We start from the raw sequence: 15499 nt of genomic DNA, 5'->3' as shown, positions 1-15499 counted from the left end.
ACTGTAACCTGATTATCGGAAAAAATGGGCAAAAGGTTAATTTTATCCACTCAGGCTTATTAAAGCAGTCAAATGCACTTTTGCATAGGTGCCCTGATTTTCATATGGTCTCACCAGATTAATTGAACAAAAAGGGGAAGCATGGAACCCAATGGCTGGATAGAATCGTTAGGATTGCAGAAGCACCCTGAAGGGGGGTGGTACAGAGAGGTTTATCGCTCTGCCAGTATGATTCCGCAACAGGGACTGCCAGCCCAGTTCGATGGGCCCCGCTCTTTCTGCACCAGCATCTACTTTCTGCTCAGCGGAGATGAATTCTCAGCCTTTCACCGCATCAGACAGGATGAGCTGTGGCACTTTTATGATGGTGATGGCTTAACTGTGCATGTCATTGATGCGGCAGGTAACTATTCGGAAAAGAGGCTGGGGCGAAATCCTGAAAAGGGCGAGTTTTTTCAGCAGGTGGTGGAAGCGGGTGACTGGTTCGGGGCAAGTGTGCCAAGTGGTGGTTTTGCACTGGTTGGCTGCACGGTGGCACCGGGTTTTGAGTTTGCTGATTTTGAGATGCCATCGCGCCAGCATCTGTTGTCACAATACCCGCAACATCAGACTGCAATAAAGAAGCTGACACGTTAGGCGATGCAGCCTCTTTCTGATGTGGAGTCCTTTAGATTTCGTGGCCGGGACTATTTCGTTAAACGCGATGAACTTATCGATCCACTGCTCAGCGGTAACAAATATCGTAAACTTTATAGTTTGATTCAGACACCGGCAGAGCGCTATCGCGGCATTACCTCCTACGGTGGAACACAGTCCAATGCCATGCTCTCTATTGCCGCACTCTGCCAGCAGAAAGGGTGGGCCTTTCACTACACATGCAAGCTTCTGCCGGAACGTCTTAAGGCCAATCCGACCGGCAATTTAAAGAGAGCATTGGAGCTCGGCATGCAGCTGCATGAAGTGGAGCATAAACAGTACGACGCGGCCATTGCATCACTCAGCTCGCCAGCTGATACATCTACACTGTTAGTGCCGCAAGGCGGTGCCGACCCAATCGCAGAGCTCGGCATTAATGTGTTGGCCCGGGAGATAAGCCAGTGGCAGCAGGAGCGGGGTATTGAGAAGCTCAACGTGGTCACCCCTTCAGGCACGGGAACAACGGCCTGTTATCTTGCTTTGGCTCTTCCTGGTGTGAATGTGCTGACCACCGCTTGCGTTGGCGATAGCAATTATCTGATCCAGCAAATGGACATGTTGGGAGCCGTGCCTCTGAATCTTCGCATTCTGGAAAATGAAAAGAAGCATCATTTTGCCAGACCCTATCCGGAGTTTCTCGATATATACCGGGAGCTGAAAGAGGCGGGTATAGAATTTGATCTGATCTACGGGGCTAATATGTGGCATACGTTGCTACAAAACATCGACACTATCGAAGGCACCATTCTCTATGTTCATAGTGGCGGCCTGATGGGTAATGAGACGATGCTGGATCGCTATCGGCATAAGGGTCTGTGATTGCAGTGGGGATTCGCTAGTCTGCGCTCCGAATTGAAGTTGTACCCTGCATTATTCATAAATCGCTGTGATGATTGCGCCGGGGCTTTACTCGCAACGGATTCAGAAGAAAGAGTGCGTAGCCGTGCATACGAACGACTGATAAGGGATTCGTTGCGAGTGAAGGAACAAGCAAGGGTGCAGTACTGTTTGTGAATAATGCAGGCTAGGAGTTTGATGTGAAATTTGTCGGAGCACACACCAGTGCAGCAGGTGGCGTTGAAAACGCACCGTTAAGAGCTATGGAGATGGGAGCAAGTGCCTTTGCGCTGTTCACCAAAAATCAGCGCCAGTGGGCGGCTAAACCTCTGACAGATGAGAGCATTGCTGCCTTCAAAATTAACCTGGAAAAAGCGGGTATTTTGCCTAAACATGTACTGCCGCATGACAGCTACCTGATTAATCTGGGGCATCCTGAAGAGGAGCCTCTGGCGAAATCACGCCACGCTTTTCTTGATGAGTTGCAGCGCTGTGAGCAGCTGGGCTTACCACTACTCAACTTTCATCCCGGTTCACACCTGAAGAAGATCTCTGAAGAGGATTGCCTGAAACGCATTGCCGAATCGATCAACTGGGCGCTGGATCAAACCGAGGGTGTGACAGCGGTGATTGAGAATACCAGTGGTCAGGGCAGTAATATGGGTTTTCGTTTTGAGCATCTGGCTGCGATCATTGATGGTGTTGAAGATAAGGCGCGTGTTGGTGTCTGTCTTGATACCTGCCACACCTTTACTGCCGGTTATGATCTGCGTACGCCTGAAGATTGCGAAAAAACCTTTGCTGAATTTGATGCCGTCGTTGGCTATAACTATCTGCGCGGCATGCATCTCAATGGTTCCAAAGCCAAGTTTGCCTCACGCGTGGATCGCCACCACTCGCTCACCCAGGGTGAGATGGGGCTGGATGCATTCCGTTTCATTATGAATCACGAAGCCTTTGATGATATCCCGATGGTGCTTGAGACGATTGATGAGACCATCTGGCCCGAAGAGATTCAGTTGTTGTACTCTCTGGCTGAAGGTTAGGTTTACGCCATGAGTAATATACAAACTGTAACCATTATTGGCGCCGGACTTGCCGGTTCAGAAGCGGCCTGGCAGCTGGCCAAACGTGGCGTGCCGGTGCGCTTGCATGAGATGCGGCCTGTGAAAATGACACCGGCCCACAATACCGGCAACTGTGCTGAACTTGTCTGCTCCAACACCTTCCGCGCCGATCATCTGGAGAATGCTGTAGGTCTGCTGCATGAAGAGATGCGGCGCATGGATTCGCTGATCATGGATTGTGGTGACAAAGCGCGTATCCCTGCCGGAACCGCACTGGCGGTGGATCGCGAGCAGTTCTCCGAGATGGTGACTGCAGCGCTGCGTGCGGAACCACTGATCGAATTTATTGAGGGTGAAGTCACAGAGATCCCTGCTGATGGCCTGGTGCTGATCGCCTCGGGTCCACTCACCTCCGATGGCCTCTATGATGAGATTCAGAAATTGACGGGTATAGATCGTCTCTGTTTCTTTGATGCGATTGCGCCGGTGCTTGATGCTGAATCGATTAACATGGATATCTGCTACTGGAAAAACCGCTACGATAAAAATGTCGAAGAGGGTGAGGCAGGTGATTATCTCAACTGTCCGATGAATGCCGAGCAGTACAAGGCGTTTATCGCCGAGCTGGTCAGCGCTGAGAAGGTGGCGTTTAAAGATTTCGAGGACATTCCCTTTTTCGAGGGTTGCATGCCGATCGAAGAGATGGCCGAGCGTGGTGAAGACACGCCGCGTTTCGGGCCGATGAAACCGGTCGGGCTGGATCATCCTGAAACTGGCGAGAAGGCGTACGCCGTGGTACAGCTCAGGCGTGATAACCGTATGGGTTCACTGCTGAATATGGTCGGCTTCCAGACCAAAATGACCTACGGGGAGCAGAAGCGCGTTTTTACCATGATTCCGGGCTTAGAGAATGCCGAGTTTTTCCGACTCGGTTCGCTGCATCGCAATACCTTTATCAAATCGCCCGACCTGCTTGATGGCACGCTTCGCCTGAAATCTGATCCGCGCGTTCTCTTCGCCGGTCAGATTACCGGTGTGGAGGGTTATGTGGAGTCGGCCTCCATGGGTTTGATGGCTGGGCGTTTCCTTGCTGCCCTTGCTCAGGGTGAAGAGCCCGAAGCACCACCGGAGAACACCGCGCACGGTGCACTTCTGGCGCATATTTCCCAGACCAGAACCGCAGACTTTCAGCCGATGAATATCAATTTCGGCCTGTTGCCTCCGGGTAAAAAACGCGAAGGCAAACGCCGCTTCTCAAGAGCTGAGCGCAGGCGTTCGGTCTCTGATATTGCACTGCTCGCACTGGATGAATGGTTAAACCCCTCCTCTTAGCGCTGCTATTGCTGCTACCGCTATCCGCGCAGGCGCGAGATATCGGTGAGGCTGAGTTGCAGCAGATTGCAGGGCTTGTTTTCCAGAATGAGTGTGCTGCCAAAGATAGCTGCCTGACCTCATGGAATGAGGGTGAAGCGTTCGCCTCCCTCGGTATTGGTCATTTTATCTGGTATCCCGCAGGTAGTGAGAAACCTTTCAGCGAAAGTTTTCCGGCGCTGCTTGCCTTTATGGCGCAGCGGGGTGTTCAGCTGCCCGGTTGGCTGGAGGCTGATCCCACACGTCCGAATCCGTGGTCAGATCGACAGCATTTTATCGCAGCTTCGCATTCCGCAAGCCTCTCTCAATTGCGCCAGCTGCTCATCGAGACAAAACCCTTGCAGACGCAGTTTATGCTGCAGCGCTTTGAGCAGGCTCTACCCACCCTTCTGGCAGGTCTGAATAGCGCCCAACAGAAACAGATTCGGCAGCAGTTTGAGCGTGTGGCGAAATCTCCCATGGGCATGTATGCCCTGATCGACTATGTCAATTTCAAGGGTGAAGGCAGCAATCCCAAAGAGCGTTATCAGAATAAAGGTTGGGGCTTGCTGCAGGTGCTTGAAAACATGCAGGGAAACGATGTGGGCGTGAGTGCTGTCAAATCCTTCTCTGAATCGGCAGATCAGATGCTAACCCGGCGAGTAGAATTTTCTCCGCCTGAACGCAATGAACTGCGCTGGCTACCCGGCTGGCGTAAACGTCTTGCCACCTATGTCAGGGAATCTCAGAAGCTATTAAAGCAGACGGGGATGTAACGCTTCGGCAATACGGGTCAGTTGCTGTTTTACCCAGGCGGGGCCGGGTTTGTGTTTCTGCTCAAAGGAGAGCCGCTCCAGCTCTCTGAGTGCAGGAATCAGAATATCGAGCTGGCGTGGCAGGTAGGTGAGCATTGATTGCAGTACCTGCTCGCGGATATCCCACTGCAGTTTGCCAGCGCTATTACCGAGGATATGCAGTAGTCCTGCATCATCCTGTGGCGGGCTCAGGGTGATGCTCTCCATAGCCAGCAGCCGTGATGATAGTTCTGGTGGCAGCAGTTCGATATTACCGCGCCATGCGATAATCAGAGGTCGTTGCAGGTCACGAGCCCGCTCAAGGCAGTGGAATAGGGCCAGTGCAGCGGCTTGAGGCAGATCGCCAGCCTCCACATCAATCATCCAGTGACTCTTGGCTTCAAGCCTTTTAACCCACTGTTGCGCCAGCGCCCAGCTTGCATCCAGCGCCTGCGTTGCGTCGATGGTGAGCAGTGCGACGCTGGGGTGGTCTTCACTGATGGTGCGTAAGAGGTGCGTTTTGCCTGCCGCTGATTCGGAGTTCAACCAGATGCGGCCACCATGTACGGTCCACAGGGCCAGGCGATTGCAGGCATCCTCGACGCCATCATGGCGAAACCAGTTGTGGTAGTCATAGCTCACCGGTAGCGGCAGCTGCAGACGCAGTTGATTTTTTTCCATCAGGCTGCGTCTTCGTCGGTGACCGCTTTACGCATCCATACCACCATATACTGAACACCTGAGATGCAGGTGAAGGCAAAGGTTGTCCAGATGACGGTCTGAGAGAAAAGTTCAGCAGGCAACTGCCAGGCCATATCGGCGAGCACGGTCAGCACCAGTGTGATCTGTAGTACCGTGGTGATCTTGGAGCTCATGGTGGGCAGCATCTCCAGTTTGCCGGTGACCACCTCATAAGCGATGGCGCCGACCATAATCACCAGATCGCGGAAGACCACGGCAAGAAAGAGAAACAGAGGGATCTCGTTGATGAAAAAGAGAGTAACGATGGTGCTCAGCAGCATCAGCTTATCTGCCAGTGGATCCATAAATGCGCCGACAATGCTGCGCTGGTTGAAGTGGCGGGCAATGGCGCCATCAAGCATATCGGTGATGCCGGCAATACCCATCAGAACCAGTGCAAAGGTAGCCTCGCCCTCCAGAATTGCAAAGACAATAAAGGGGGTAATGACGATGCGGGCCAGCGTCAGAATGTTCGGGATATTGAGGATGCGATCGTTCACTAAGTTGGCTCTGTTATCAGCGTGCCACCCACCCTTCGATGGTTGGTGAGAGAGTTAGACCTCTGCGTTTGAACCAGTGAGTCAGCCACTGATCATCTGCGTCGCGAAGTTGCAGGCGATACTGCTGGCCATCCGGGTTCACCTGCTTGAGTGAGAGGTCGAGAATACGCGGATCACGGCGCAACTCCTCTTCAAAGAGTACCTGTTCAGGTAGCGATGCCTGCCGCTCAATGCTGAGGGTCAGGAACGTTTTCTGCGGGCTGGCTTCTTTTGTTGCACCTGTGGTAAGCGTCGGGGCAACCTCAACAGGGATTGCATTGGAGGCGTAAGCATCACGTGCCTGCAACATGATCTCGGAGAGCCATGGTTTAAGTTGTCTGAAAGGGTCACCCGATCTGACTGTGCGGGTCTCTGCGAGTTCACCCAGTTTGGATGTGCCGCGCACACTGAGGGTGATCTGCCTGCTATCGAGCCAGCGCCAGTGCAGCACCAGCGACTCGCTGCCGCCATCAAGACCATAACCCCAGTCCGAACCGGTTTTTGCGGCATACTCCTGCAGCATGGCAGCAGATTCAGGCATGGAGCGGCCGGAAGCGTTGGAGAGTTGAACAGAGAGAATCCAGTTGGGTTGTTCAGGAATATGAGCAATGTCATTCTTCTTCAGAAATGATATTACACGGCGCTGATTGAAGGTGACGGAGACACCGTTCTCAACCGGGGTGGCGCGCTGAAGGAAGAGTACCGCTTTGACGTTGTTGGGAATTTTATGCTGATCGGCTTGCAGCACGATGCGCTGCCAGAGTTGTGGCAGTGCCAGATCGGCGGCTTTGCGGATGTTGCCGTGCAGGTACTCCACCGTTTGGCCCTTTTCATCATCGGCAAGGATTTCGATCTGCATGCGGGCATCATTGGCGGCCAGAGCCGTGTGTGGAAGCAGTAAAAGCAGCAGAAAGGGCAGTAGTCGTCTGATCATTTTACGATCCTCAGGTGACCTTTTTTACGCTCTTTTGCAGGCTCATCCGATTGACCATCAGCTTTTGAGCCGCCGCCTTCAATCACTGTGATCATTGAGGTGGGCGCAGCATCGGCATTGTTGGCTTCCGGTGCTGAGGCCTGCATCTCTTCACTCACATCGGCCTCAAGCTCTTCATCACTCATATTGCTGCGTACCGCTTTAACAATGGCTCTGATCATCTCTGGTACACAGTCGTCCCAGATAATGCCCTGCTCCAGATCACCCTCAGGAAGATAGGCAGCCCAGATCTTGAACATCGGTATTTTGCAGGGGTAGGAGACACCGGAAAAAGAGAAGTTGGACTCAAGGGAATCTTCCCGGATATGAATGATCTGAGGCATGCGGGAGTTAAGTACCAGGCGCAGAGCCGGATCACCTTTGAGTGAATCAGGAACATCCACATCATCGCTGGTGGCATCTACTACAATATAGATACGGCCATGTTCGGCGAAATATTCCCGCAGCTGTTTGGCTTTGGCGGCATCTGCGAAGCTTAAGCTCATATCAGTTCCTCTACCTCCAGTCTAAGCATGATCTGAAAAGTTCAGAGCATGCCTGCGGGCCATGGAAGGGCCGCCAAAATCATGCATGGAGATGCCTGATTTTGTAAGCAAAGGGGAAACGACGTTTTTCCCTTTGCGTTAAGAACATCTGCATGGAAGCAGATGTTTGTATACTTCAATCCCAACGCTAACGGTAATCGAACAAAGATAAAATACGGAGTGGTCCTGTAAGCCGGGTTCTGTCTCTCCCGAGGGAGGAGACGGTCATTCATCTAGGCCTGCTGTTGCCAGCAGGCTCAAGCAGCCTACCCGGAAGTAAACGTGGGCCACGCTTAGCACTTCCCTATTTGGCCTTGCTGCAGGCGGGGTTTACCATGCCCCAACCTGTTACCAGATCGGGCGGTGCGCTCTTACCGCACCTTTTCACCCTTACCAACGGTCTCCGAAGAGGCGGTTGGCGGTCTAAGTCTCTGTGGCACTTTCCTCGAGGTCGCCCTCACCGGCCGTTAACCGGCGCCTTGCCCTGTGCAGCCCGGACTTTCCTCGGTGGATGCAAGCACCCAACGCGACCGTCCAGACCACTCCGTGCGCCGTAGTGTATCCGTGCGCATCACATAGTCACGAAACCAGCAGGTTTGTTGGTGTAGATAGCTTTCCAAGGTCCTGCATCTTGTTGATGTGAAATGTTAGTGACAATGTTTTGTGAACCTGCCATTTTGCGCTGCTGTTTAATTCACATTTACGGGGATATTATAATGAAAAAACTTATTTTTATGTTCACACTGCTTATCGCAGCTTCATTTGCAGTGGTGCCAGCTTCTTATGCAGGCGATCATGGTCATGACTCCAAGTCTGCGTCAGACAGTAAATCCAAAGATAATAAAAGTGACGACAAAAGCGATGATAAGAGTGATGACAAGAGTGACGATAAACACTAATTAAGAGATGCTCTGAATGGCCCGACCTTGTGTCGGGCCTTTTTTTGTACTCTGCTTTTATTCACCTAAAATCGTTAGACTTGCGTCCGGGGTGGGGTGATTTATCGTTCAGGACATGAATGACTCTACTACCAACCCGATCCTGAAAGGGATCACCACTGAACTTCCACTTTTTGATCAGATCAGACCTGAACATGTGCTGCCGGCTATTGATGCCGAACTTGATCGTGCACGTCAGGTTGTTACCGGACTGACCGATATTTCCAACCCCGACTGGGATTCACTGATGCTGCCGCTTGAGCAGATTGAGGAGTCACTGGGGCGTGTCTGGGGGCCGGTCGGCCACCTCAACGCGGTCTGTGATTCTGAAGAGCTGCGTCCGATCTACCAGCAGGGTGTGGCGAAGATGACCGAGTGGTCGAGTGAGCTGGCGCAGAATGAGGCGCTCTATGCGGCGATCCGCAAGGTGGCGGATCGGGATGATTTTCCAAGCTTGTCTCAAGAGCGGCGACAGGTGATTGAACATGCATTGCGTGATTTCAAACTCTCCGGTGCTGAGCTTGAGGGTGATGCCAAAGCGCGATTTAAAGCCATTCAGATGAAACTCTCTGAGTTGACCACGGCATTCGGTCAGCATGTGCTTGATGCCACGCAGGCTTTTGAACTGCACATCACCGAGGCGGCTGATGTTGCCGGGCTACCGGAATCTATTCTCGCCTCTGCGGCGCAGCGTGCTGCGCAGTCAGACAGAGAGGGCGGCTGGCTGATTACCCTTGATGCCCCCTCCTATGTGCCGTTTATGCAGTTTGCCGAGAAGCGGGAGCTGCGCGAAACGATGTATCGGCAATATGTGACCCGCGCTTCAAGCGGTGAGTTGGACAATACGCCGGTGATTGTTGAGATCCTTGCTCTGCGTGCGGAGGCTGCTTCTCTGCTCGATTTTGAACACTACGCGGCATCATCGCTGGCCAGCAAGATGGCGACAGATGTGGATGAGGTGACCGGTTTCCTGCGTGAACTGGCAGCCAAAAGCAGACCGATTGCCGAGCAGGAGTTTGCTGAACTGCAGACCTTTGCCGCGGCAGAGCTGGGGCTGGATGATCTGCAGGCCTGGGATGTGGCCTATGCTGCTGAGAGGCTGCGTCTGAAAACCTATGCGATTTCACAGGAGGAGCTTAAGCCCTACTTCCCTGAAAAGAGTGTTGTGAACGGTATGTTCGGGCTGGTGGAGAAGCTCTACGGTATCTCAATCCGTGAGAATGAGAACGTGCCGAAATGGCATGCGAGTGTTCGCTACTTCGAACTGTTCGATAGCAGTGGTGAGCAGATCGCAGCCTTCTATCTCGATCCCTATGCGCGAGCCCATAAACGTGGTGGTGCATGGATGGATGAGTGCATTGTGCGTTGGCGCAAACCCGATGGCTCCCTGCAGCTGCCGGTGGCCTATCTGGTCTGCAACTTCGATGCGCCAGTTGGTGATAGACCAGCGCTGTGGACCCATGATGAGGTGACCACGCTGTTCCATGAGTTCGGCCATGGCCTGCACCATATGCTGACCTCGGTCTCTGAGCTGGGTGTATCCGGTATCCGTGGCGTGCCGTGGGATGCCGTTGAATTGCCTAGTCAGTTTATGGAGAACTTCTGCTGGGAGCGGCAGGTGGTAGAGCTCTTTGCTAAACATTACGAGTCAGGCGAGACGCTGCCTGAAGCCCTGTTTGATAAGATGCTGGCGGCAAAGAATTTCCAGTCGGCAATGATTATGTTGCGCCAGATTGAATTTGCCCTGTTCGATGTGCTGCTGCACAGTGAGTATGATCCGGCAGGCAGTGAGTCGGTGCAGCAACTTCTGGATCGGGTGCGCAGTGAGGTGTCGGTGATTTCACCGCCCGCCTTCAACCGTTTCCAGAACAGTTTTAGCCATATCTTTGCCGGTGGTTATGCGGCGGGTTACTACTCGTATAAGTGGGCCGAAGTGCTGTCGGCCGATGTTTATGCCACCTTTGAAGAGGAGGGTGTGCTCAATGCCGAGACTGCAGGACGTCTGCGTAAGGAGCTGCTCAGTATTGGCGGCAGTAAGGAGATCATGGATGCCTTCGTGGCCTTCCGTGGCCGCAAGCCAAGTGTGGATGCGCTGCTGCGTCACTCCGGCCTTGCCGGAAATGAAGGAGAATAGAAATGAGTGATCAGGTTACGATTACAGATATTAAAATGCCATTTATGTCGATGGTTGTATTTATGGTGAAAATGGCGATCGCTTCAGTTCCCGCTTTTATCATCCTTTCGATTATCGGTTCGATCACCTTTGCCCTGATGGGAGCAACCTTCGGATCGATTGAGACCTATTTCGGTCCCAAGCAGTTTTAAGTTATGGGCAACGAGAGTTATCGAGAACAGGCACTGAAGTTATACCCATGGGTCTGCGGCCGTTGTGGACGGGACTTTGCAGGCAAGCAGTTGAAAGAGTTGACCGTGCACCATCGGGACCACAACCACAGCAACAACCCGCCCGACGGCAGCAACTGGGAACTGCTCTGCATCTACTGCCACGATAATGAACATCAGCGATATATGGAGGCTGATGCACAGGGTGATATCAAACGCGATGAGGCCAGTGGTTCGAGCTTCAAAGGGCTGGCCGGACTGGCTGCGTTGTTAAAAGAGAAGGAATAAGAGCCTTATAAGTCAAAGGCTAAAATTGAACCGCAGAGGACGCAAAGTTTCGCAAAGGATAAAACAGTTATCTTTTGGGGGAATTCAGTGGTTTGTTGGGTTGAGTACAGTTTGTAGTACATAGATGTTTCTACCCTGCGAAGTAGAAAACCTATCCAAGTCCAATATGGACCTTGCCGCCCGATTACTTTTCTCTGCTTATCTTCGCGCAACTTTGCGTCCTCTGCGGTAATAAAGGCTATTCTTTGTCGATGCGCTCTTCAGGTTCAATGTCAGGGCCGAGCAGGACGGAGATCCACTGCGTATCTTCATTCGCTTCCAGTGCCAACTTCACAATCATGGTCAGTGGCACAGAGAGCAACATACCGACAGGGCCGAGAATCCAGCCCCAGAAGACCAGTGAAACAAAGACGATCAGCGTGGAGAGGCCAACACCTTTACCCATGAATCGCGGTTCAATGACGTTACCCATGACAATATTTACGACGATAAAACCGAGTCCGGTCAGCACCGCGTCACCAACGCCCAGCTGCACCAGCGCCAGCAGAACCGCAGGTATAGCGGCAATAATCGACCCAATATTGGGAACAAAATTAAACAGGAATGCCACCAGTCCCCAGAGAATGGCGTGATCCACACCCAGCAGTGTTAGCCAGAGGGTGATGCATGTGCCGGTGGCCATGCTGACCCAGCTCTTGATAGCCAGATAGGAGTTCACACTGCTCAGGAATTTTTCGATGCCGATGGTGGATGGTGCTTTATCACCAATCGCGCGCCATTTGTGTGGCAGGGCCGCCGCTTCAATAAGCAGGAAGATCACCGTCAGTACAATCAGAAAGGTATTGGCCAGCGCGTTGCCGAATCCGGAGAGCAGGTTGCCCGCCATGCCAAGCGCTACTGAGGGATCAAAGCGATCATGTAACATCTGTGTGTTGAGATGGATCCCGTAGCCGGAGAGCCAGGTGATCAGGGCTGCAACCTGATCATTCAGGCGAGCCTGATAGGTGGGAAGGTTGGTTGAGAAATCGGCAATGGAGGCGCCGACAAAGATGCCGAGCAGGGTTCCGAGCAGGATCAGTGTCATGGCGATGGTCAGCACCGATATGGCTGCCGAGAGGCCACGATCAGTCAGCCACTTCAGTGGTGGCAGGCAGATAATGGCGAGAAAAGCGGCAAGCAGGAATGGCACCAGCATGTCGGTAGCCGCCTGCATGCCTGCAACCACCACCACAAATGCGGCGGCGGGAATCAGGATGTTGATGCTGTTGTGGGAACCCATAGGCTATTGATAGTCGACCAGACGCGGGTCATCAAGGTCAAATGCGGTTTCACCGGTAGCGAACATCAGTTTCAGATAGGGCAGGCAGCCTTCGCATTCAACGCCGCATGCGGTGGCTTTCTGCGCGGCTTCAAGGTTTTCAAAGCCTTTCAACTGCTCGAATGTTTTGCTGATGCATTCGCAGCGATTGACCATTTCATCACACATCTCGCTTCTCCTGTTGGTGATCTGGTTTCGGATACTGGCCCAACTTACCTTGAAACGGCAAGCGCAGCATATAGAACAGATTATGGGTGGGAGCCTGTTGTAGGGTCTCCAGCCCGATGCTCATCTTCTCATGCCCGAGCCTGGGCTGCTCCTGCCATGTGCCGAACAGGCGGTCCCAGATGCTGAGGTTGAAACCGAAGTTGCTGTCGGTCTCTGTTGGGATGACCGAGTGGTGAATACGATGCACATCAGGGGTGACCAGCAGTAGCCGAATCAGAGCATCCATCTTTTCAGGAAGCTTGAAATTGGCATGGTTGAACATCGCCATGCCGTTGAGAACAATTTCAAAAATAACCACAGCAGTGGCAGGGGCGCCGAGCGCGATAACAAATGAGAGCTTGATCAGCATCGATAACAGGATCTCAATCGGGTGAAAGCGCAGGCCGGTAGTGACATCAATATCACAATCAGCGTGATGTACCCTGTGCAGTCGCCACAACAGTGGTACAGCATGGAAGATGAGATGCTGGCAGTAGATGATCAGATCGAGAAGGATGACTGAGATGGCAATCTCTGCGTTGGCAGGCAGCTCGATAGCGTTAAACAGCCCAATCCCGTTTGCCTCAGCCCAGAGCGCAGTACCGACAGCACCGGCTGGAAAGAGCAGGCGCACGATCAGGATATCAATAAGAATAATGCCGAGATTGGCTGGCCAGCGGCGATAACCAAAGCGCAGTGGCCGACGAGGGGCCATAGCCTGAGCCAGTGCCATACAACCAAAGATGGTTATAAAGGCGGTGAGTCTGAGGGTCGGTTCATCCATAGCAGGAGTCTGAATGAAAAGAGAACAGTGGCAAGGTTACTACGCACTGCGGCGTGTAAATTCCCCTTGGTGATAATTGTCATAGAAACTAACCTGTGGCTAACTGTTATAGTTCGGCAGTCTGAAATATCTGCTATGCTTACTATGCGTTGATAGATAAATCGGTAAGCTTACGAGCAGAGATATAGTTAAAAATCGGGAGCTAGTGTGTTTCCGGGTGATACAAAGCGTGTATCATGAACCAAACAGGTTACGTTTTACGGAGGATTAAGAGATGAAAAGAGTCATGTTGTTGATGGTGGCAGTAAGTTTTGGCCTGGTCGGGTGTGCAAGTAACCCTGATGATCCAAATAAGCATACCAAAGAGAAAGCTGCGATGGGTGCTGCGATTGGTGCGATTGCCGGTGCTGTAATTGGCCATCAGCAGGATCGCTCCGGTGGTGCACTGCGCGGTGCACTGATTGGTGGTGCAGCCGGTGGTGTGATCGGAGCCGGTGCAGGTCGTTATATGGATAATCAGGAAGCTGAGTTCAAACGTGTGTTGGCAGAAGAGCGCCGCGCCAATCAGATTGAGATTGAACGACTGCAGAATGAGAACCTGAAGATTACCATGAACTCTGAAGTTTCATTCGCATATAACTCTGCGCAGCTGACACCTGCATTCCACTCATCACTGGATAAGGTGGCCGATATTTTGACTCGTTATCCACGCACCACCATCAAGATTACCGGCCATACCGACAGTCGCGGTTCTGCTGAATACAATCAGCAGCTCTCTGTGCAGCGTGCGCAGGCAGTTGGATGGTATCTCTCTGATCGCGGTGTTGATTCCAGACGCGTAGTTACCGATGGACGTGGAGAGATGCAGCCACGGGCGACCAATGAGAGTGAGGCGGGCAGGCAGCTCAACCGTCGTGTTGAGATGCTGATCGTTCCGGATTCGGATATTCAGTAAATTTCTGAGCAACAAAAAGCCCGGCCAGTTGGTCGGGCTTTTCTGTTTTGGGGAAGGGGAGTGATGGGGAAAGTGTTGCGTAATCTACTGCTGTTTATTGTGCTGCTGGCCGTGCTGCTGTTTGTGGCTCCGATGTTGATTCCCTCTGATGCACTCAAGCGTGTTGTTGAGGAGCAGGCATCCAGAGCCACCGGCCTGCCTGTTGAGGTTGCAGAGGTCTCAATCCGACTACTCCCCTCTGCGCAGGTGGTCATGGCAGAGCTGCAGCTGGGTAAAACAGCTGATCAAACTCCGATTCTGCATGCGGCTTCGGGCAGCGCATCCCTTAGTCTGATGCCACTGCTTAGTGGTGAGCTGCAGCTTAATGGCATCGATTTCACAGCATTGGCGATTCAGATTCCTCACTACAGTGGTTCAAAGGAGGCTGTTCTGCGCATCAACAGGGTAACAGGGCAGCTGCATCTGAATCTCAACAGTGCCAGACTAAACGGGTTAAAGGCCGAGCTCTATGGCGGTGAAGTGAATCTGGATGCGGATGTTGCTCTTGCAAACAATAGCTCTGTTTCAATCACTGGCCGGACTAAAGTGCATGGCGTCCAGATAGAGGCGCTGCTTGCCGATCTCGGTTCGCGTCATCAGTTGAGTGGCAGGTTAAGTGCGGAGCTGGATATCACTGCCAGTGGTGCTTCTGCTATGGCGCTGCAACAGGGGTTGCAGATTGATGGTCCTGTGCGCACGCGTTCGGGTAAGGTGATGTTTAACGGTATCACCGCTGGATATGACTTGATTCGCTTTAACCTGCAGACACGGGGTATGAATCATCACCTCAATAGCATTGAAGCCTTCTCTCCGCTGATCAATGCAACCGGTGATCTGCTGGTAACCGGCAACTACAGATTGAGTGGCAGACTGAAGGCTGCAGGAATGCCAGGGCTCTCCGGTGAGGCAGTGGTTGGTGGAACAATTGACCAGCCGCAGCTGATGCCAGTCGCCGCACCTGCCGCCGCCAGCATGGGACTTACTCCCGCTTATTAGGTGATGAAAGTGTCATGGATTCGACACAGTTGCGATCTTTTTCTGGTATAATGGTTGAGGCTGACATACAGTGCGTTCCGCAGAACATA

The 15499-nt window shown here is 52.6% G+C and carries 18 protein-coding genes and 1 other RNA gene; 11 read left to right on the top strand and 8 right to left on the bottom strand.

The window, feature by feature from the left end:
* The first annotated feature begins 141 nt into the window (after nucleotides 1–141).
* The 5 genes from F3F96_RS04625 (at nucleotide 142) to F3F96_RS04605 (ending at nucleotide 4726) form a co-directional block, all read left to right on the top strand.
* The gene (locus F3F96_RS04625; RefSeq protein WP_176962064.1) at nucleotides 142–636 is read left to right on the top strand and encodes a cupin domain-containing protein; all 495 of its coding nucleotides are present in this window, start codon (nucleotides 142–144) and stop codon (nucleotides 634–636) included.
* A 3-nt stretch (nucleotides 637–639) separates the two neighbouring features.
* Complete coding sequence (locus tag F3F96_RS04620) at nucleotides 640–1515, top strand: pyridoxal-phosphate dependent enzyme (protein WP_176962063.1); 876 nt, start codon at nucleotides 640–642, stop codon at nucleotides 1513–1515.
* A 218-nt stretch (nucleotides 1516–1733) separates the two neighbouring features.
* The gene (gene nfo / locus F3F96_RS04615; RefSeq protein WP_176962062.1) at nucleotides 1734–2579 is read left to right on the top strand and encodes a deoxyribonuclease IV; all 846 of its coding nucleotides are present in this window, start codon (nucleotides 1734–1736) and stop codon (nucleotides 2577–2579) included.
* Between the two features lie 9 nt (nucleotides 2580–2588).
* Nucleotides 2589–3932, top strand: a complete 1344-nt coding sequence (trmFO, locus tag F3F96_RS04610) for a methylenetetrahydrofolate--tRNA-(uracil(54)-C(5))-methyltransferase (FADH(2)-oxidizing) TrmFO (RefSeq protein ID WP_176962061.1) — start codon at nucleotides 2589–2591, stop codon at nucleotides 3930–3932.
* Complete coding sequence (locus tag F3F96_RS04605) at nucleotides 3911–4726, top strand: hypothetical protein (protein WP_176962060.1); 816 nt, start codon at nucleotides 3911–3913, stop codon at nucleotides 4724–4726. The genes trmFO and F3F96_RS04605 overlap by 22 nt, the downstream gene beginning before the upstream one ends.
* Here the strand turns inward: F3F96_RS04605 and F3F96_RS04600 are convergent.
* The 5 genes from F3F96_RS04600 to rnpB all read right to left on the bottom strand — a co-directional run bounded on the left by F3F96_RS04600 (nucleotide 4706) and on the right by rnpB (nucleotide 8088).
* Nucleotides 4706–5425, bottom strand: a complete 720-nt coding sequence (locus F3F96_RS04600; protein WP_241697647.1) for a hypothetical protein — start codon at nucleotides 5423–5425, stop codon at nucleotides 4706–4708. The genes F3F96_RS04605 and F3F96_RS04600 overlap by 21 nt on opposite strands.
* Complete coding sequence (locus F3F96_RS04595; RefSeq protein ID WP_176962059.1) at nucleotides 5425–5985, bottom strand: CDP-alcohol phosphatidyltransferase family protein; 561 nt, start codon at nucleotides 5983–5985, stop codon at nucleotides 5425–5427. The genes F3F96_RS04600 and F3F96_RS04595 overlap by 1 nt, the downstream gene beginning before the upstream one ends.
* A gap of 16 nt (nucleotides 5986–6001) precedes the next feature.
* Nucleotides 6002–6958 carry a hypothetical protein gene (locus F3F96_RS04590; RefSeq protein WP_176962058.1) on the bottom strand — a complete coding sequence of 319 codons (957 nt, stop codon included), beginning with the start codon at nucleotides 6956–6958 and terminating at the stop codon, nucleotides 6002–6004.
* On the bottom strand, nucleotides 6955–7503 hold the full coding sequence (locus F3F96_RS04585) for a ClpXP protease specificity-enhancing factor SspB (RefSeq protein WP_176962057.1): 549 nt from the start codon (nucleotides 7501–7503) through the stop codon (nucleotides 6955–6957). The genes F3F96_RS04590 and F3F96_RS04585 overlap by 4 nt, the downstream gene beginning before the upstream one ends.
* 212 nt (nucleotides 7504–7715) lie before the next feature.
* Nucleotides 7716–8088: RNase P RNA component class A (gene rnpB, locus F3F96_RS04580), an RNA gene on the bottom strand.
* Nucleotides 8089–8258: 170 nt separating this feature from the next.
* Between rnpB and F3F96_RS04575 the strand changes: the two genes are divergently transcribed.
* From F3F96_RS04575 to F3F96_RS04560, 4 genes are all read left to right on the top strand, one after another.
* Nucleotides 8259–8441 carry a hypothetical protein gene (locus F3F96_RS04575; protein ID WP_176962056.1) on the top strand — a complete coding sequence of 61 codons (183 nt, stop codon included), beginning with the start codon at nucleotides 8259–8261 and terminating at the stop codon, nucleotides 8439–8441.
* A 115-nt stretch (nucleotides 8442–8556) separates the two neighbouring features.
* Nucleotides 8557–10614: a M3 family metallopeptidase gene (locus tag F3F96_RS04570; RefSeq protein WP_176962055.1), complete on the top strand. Its 2058-nt coding sequence runs from the start codon at nucleotides 8557–8559 to the stop codon at nucleotides 10612–10614.
* A gap of 2 nt (nucleotides 10615–10616) precedes the next feature.
* Nucleotides 10617–10805 (top strand): hypothetical protein, encoded by a 189-nt coding sequence (locus F3F96_RS04565; RefSeq protein ID WP_176962054.1) that lies wholly within the window; start codon nucleotides 10617–10619, stop codon nucleotides 10803–10805.
* A gap of 3 nt (nucleotides 10806–10808) precedes the next feature.
* On the top strand, nucleotides 10809–11111 hold the full coding sequence (locus F3F96_RS04560) for a YajD family HNH nuclease (RefSeq protein WP_176962053.1): 303 nt from the start codon (nucleotides 10809–10811) through the stop codon (nucleotides 11109–11111).
* A 238-nt stretch (nucleotides 11112–11349) separates the two neighbouring features.
* Here F3F96_RS04560 and F3F96_RS04555 read toward each other — a convergent pair whose 3' ends face one another.
* Genes F3F96_RS04555 through F3F96_RS04545 form a run of 3 tightly spaced genes read right to left on the bottom strand, consistent with a single transcriptional unit; the run spans nucleotide 11350 to nucleotide 13420 of the window.
* Nucleotides 11350–12390: an AI-2E family transporter gene (locus F3F96_RS04555; protein ID WP_176962052.1), complete on the bottom strand. Its 1041-nt coding sequence runs from the start codon at nucleotides 12388–12390 to the stop codon at nucleotides 11350–11352.
* 3 nt (nucleotides 12391–12393) lie between these two features.
* Nucleotides 12394–12597 carry a hypothetical protein gene (locus F3F96_RS04550; protein ID WP_176962051.1) on the bottom strand — a complete coding sequence of 68 codons (204 nt, stop codon included), beginning with the start codon at nucleotides 12595–12597 and terminating at the stop codon, nucleotides 12394–12396.
* A complete protein-coding gene (locus F3F96_RS04545) occupies nucleotides 12590–13420 on the bottom strand; it encodes a sterol desaturase family protein (RefSeq protein ID WP_176962050.1) in 831 nt (276 codons plus the stop codon). The genes F3F96_RS04550 and F3F96_RS04545 overlap by 8 nt, the downstream gene beginning before the upstream one ends.
* Nucleotides 13421–13694: 274 nt before the next feature.
* Between F3F96_RS04545 and F3F96_RS04540 the strand changes: the two genes are divergently transcribed.
* Together F3F96_RS04540 and F3F96_RS04535 are read left to right on the top strand one after the other, a co-directional pair.
* A complete protein-coding gene (locus tag F3F96_RS04540) occupies nucleotides 13695–14375 on the top strand; it encodes an OmpA family protein (protein ID WP_176962049.1) in 681 nt (226 codons plus the stop codon).
* Between the two features lie 63 nt (nucleotides 14376–14438).
* Nucleotides 14439–15410: an AsmA family protein gene (locus tag F3F96_RS04535; protein ID WP_176962048.1), complete on the top strand. Its 972-nt coding sequence runs from the start codon at nucleotides 14439–14441 to the stop codon at nucleotides 15408–15410.
* The last annotated feature ends 89 nt before the right edge of the window (nucleotides 15411–15499 follow it).

It is taken from the genome of Mariprofundus sp. NF (assembly GCF_013387455.1).
Classification (GTDB): Bacteria; Pseudomonadota; Zetaproteobacteria; order Mariprofundales; family Mariprofundaceae; genus Mariprofundus.
Note: the sequence above shows the minus strand (reverse complement) of the source record. Positions and strands in the feature narration are given on the sequence as shown.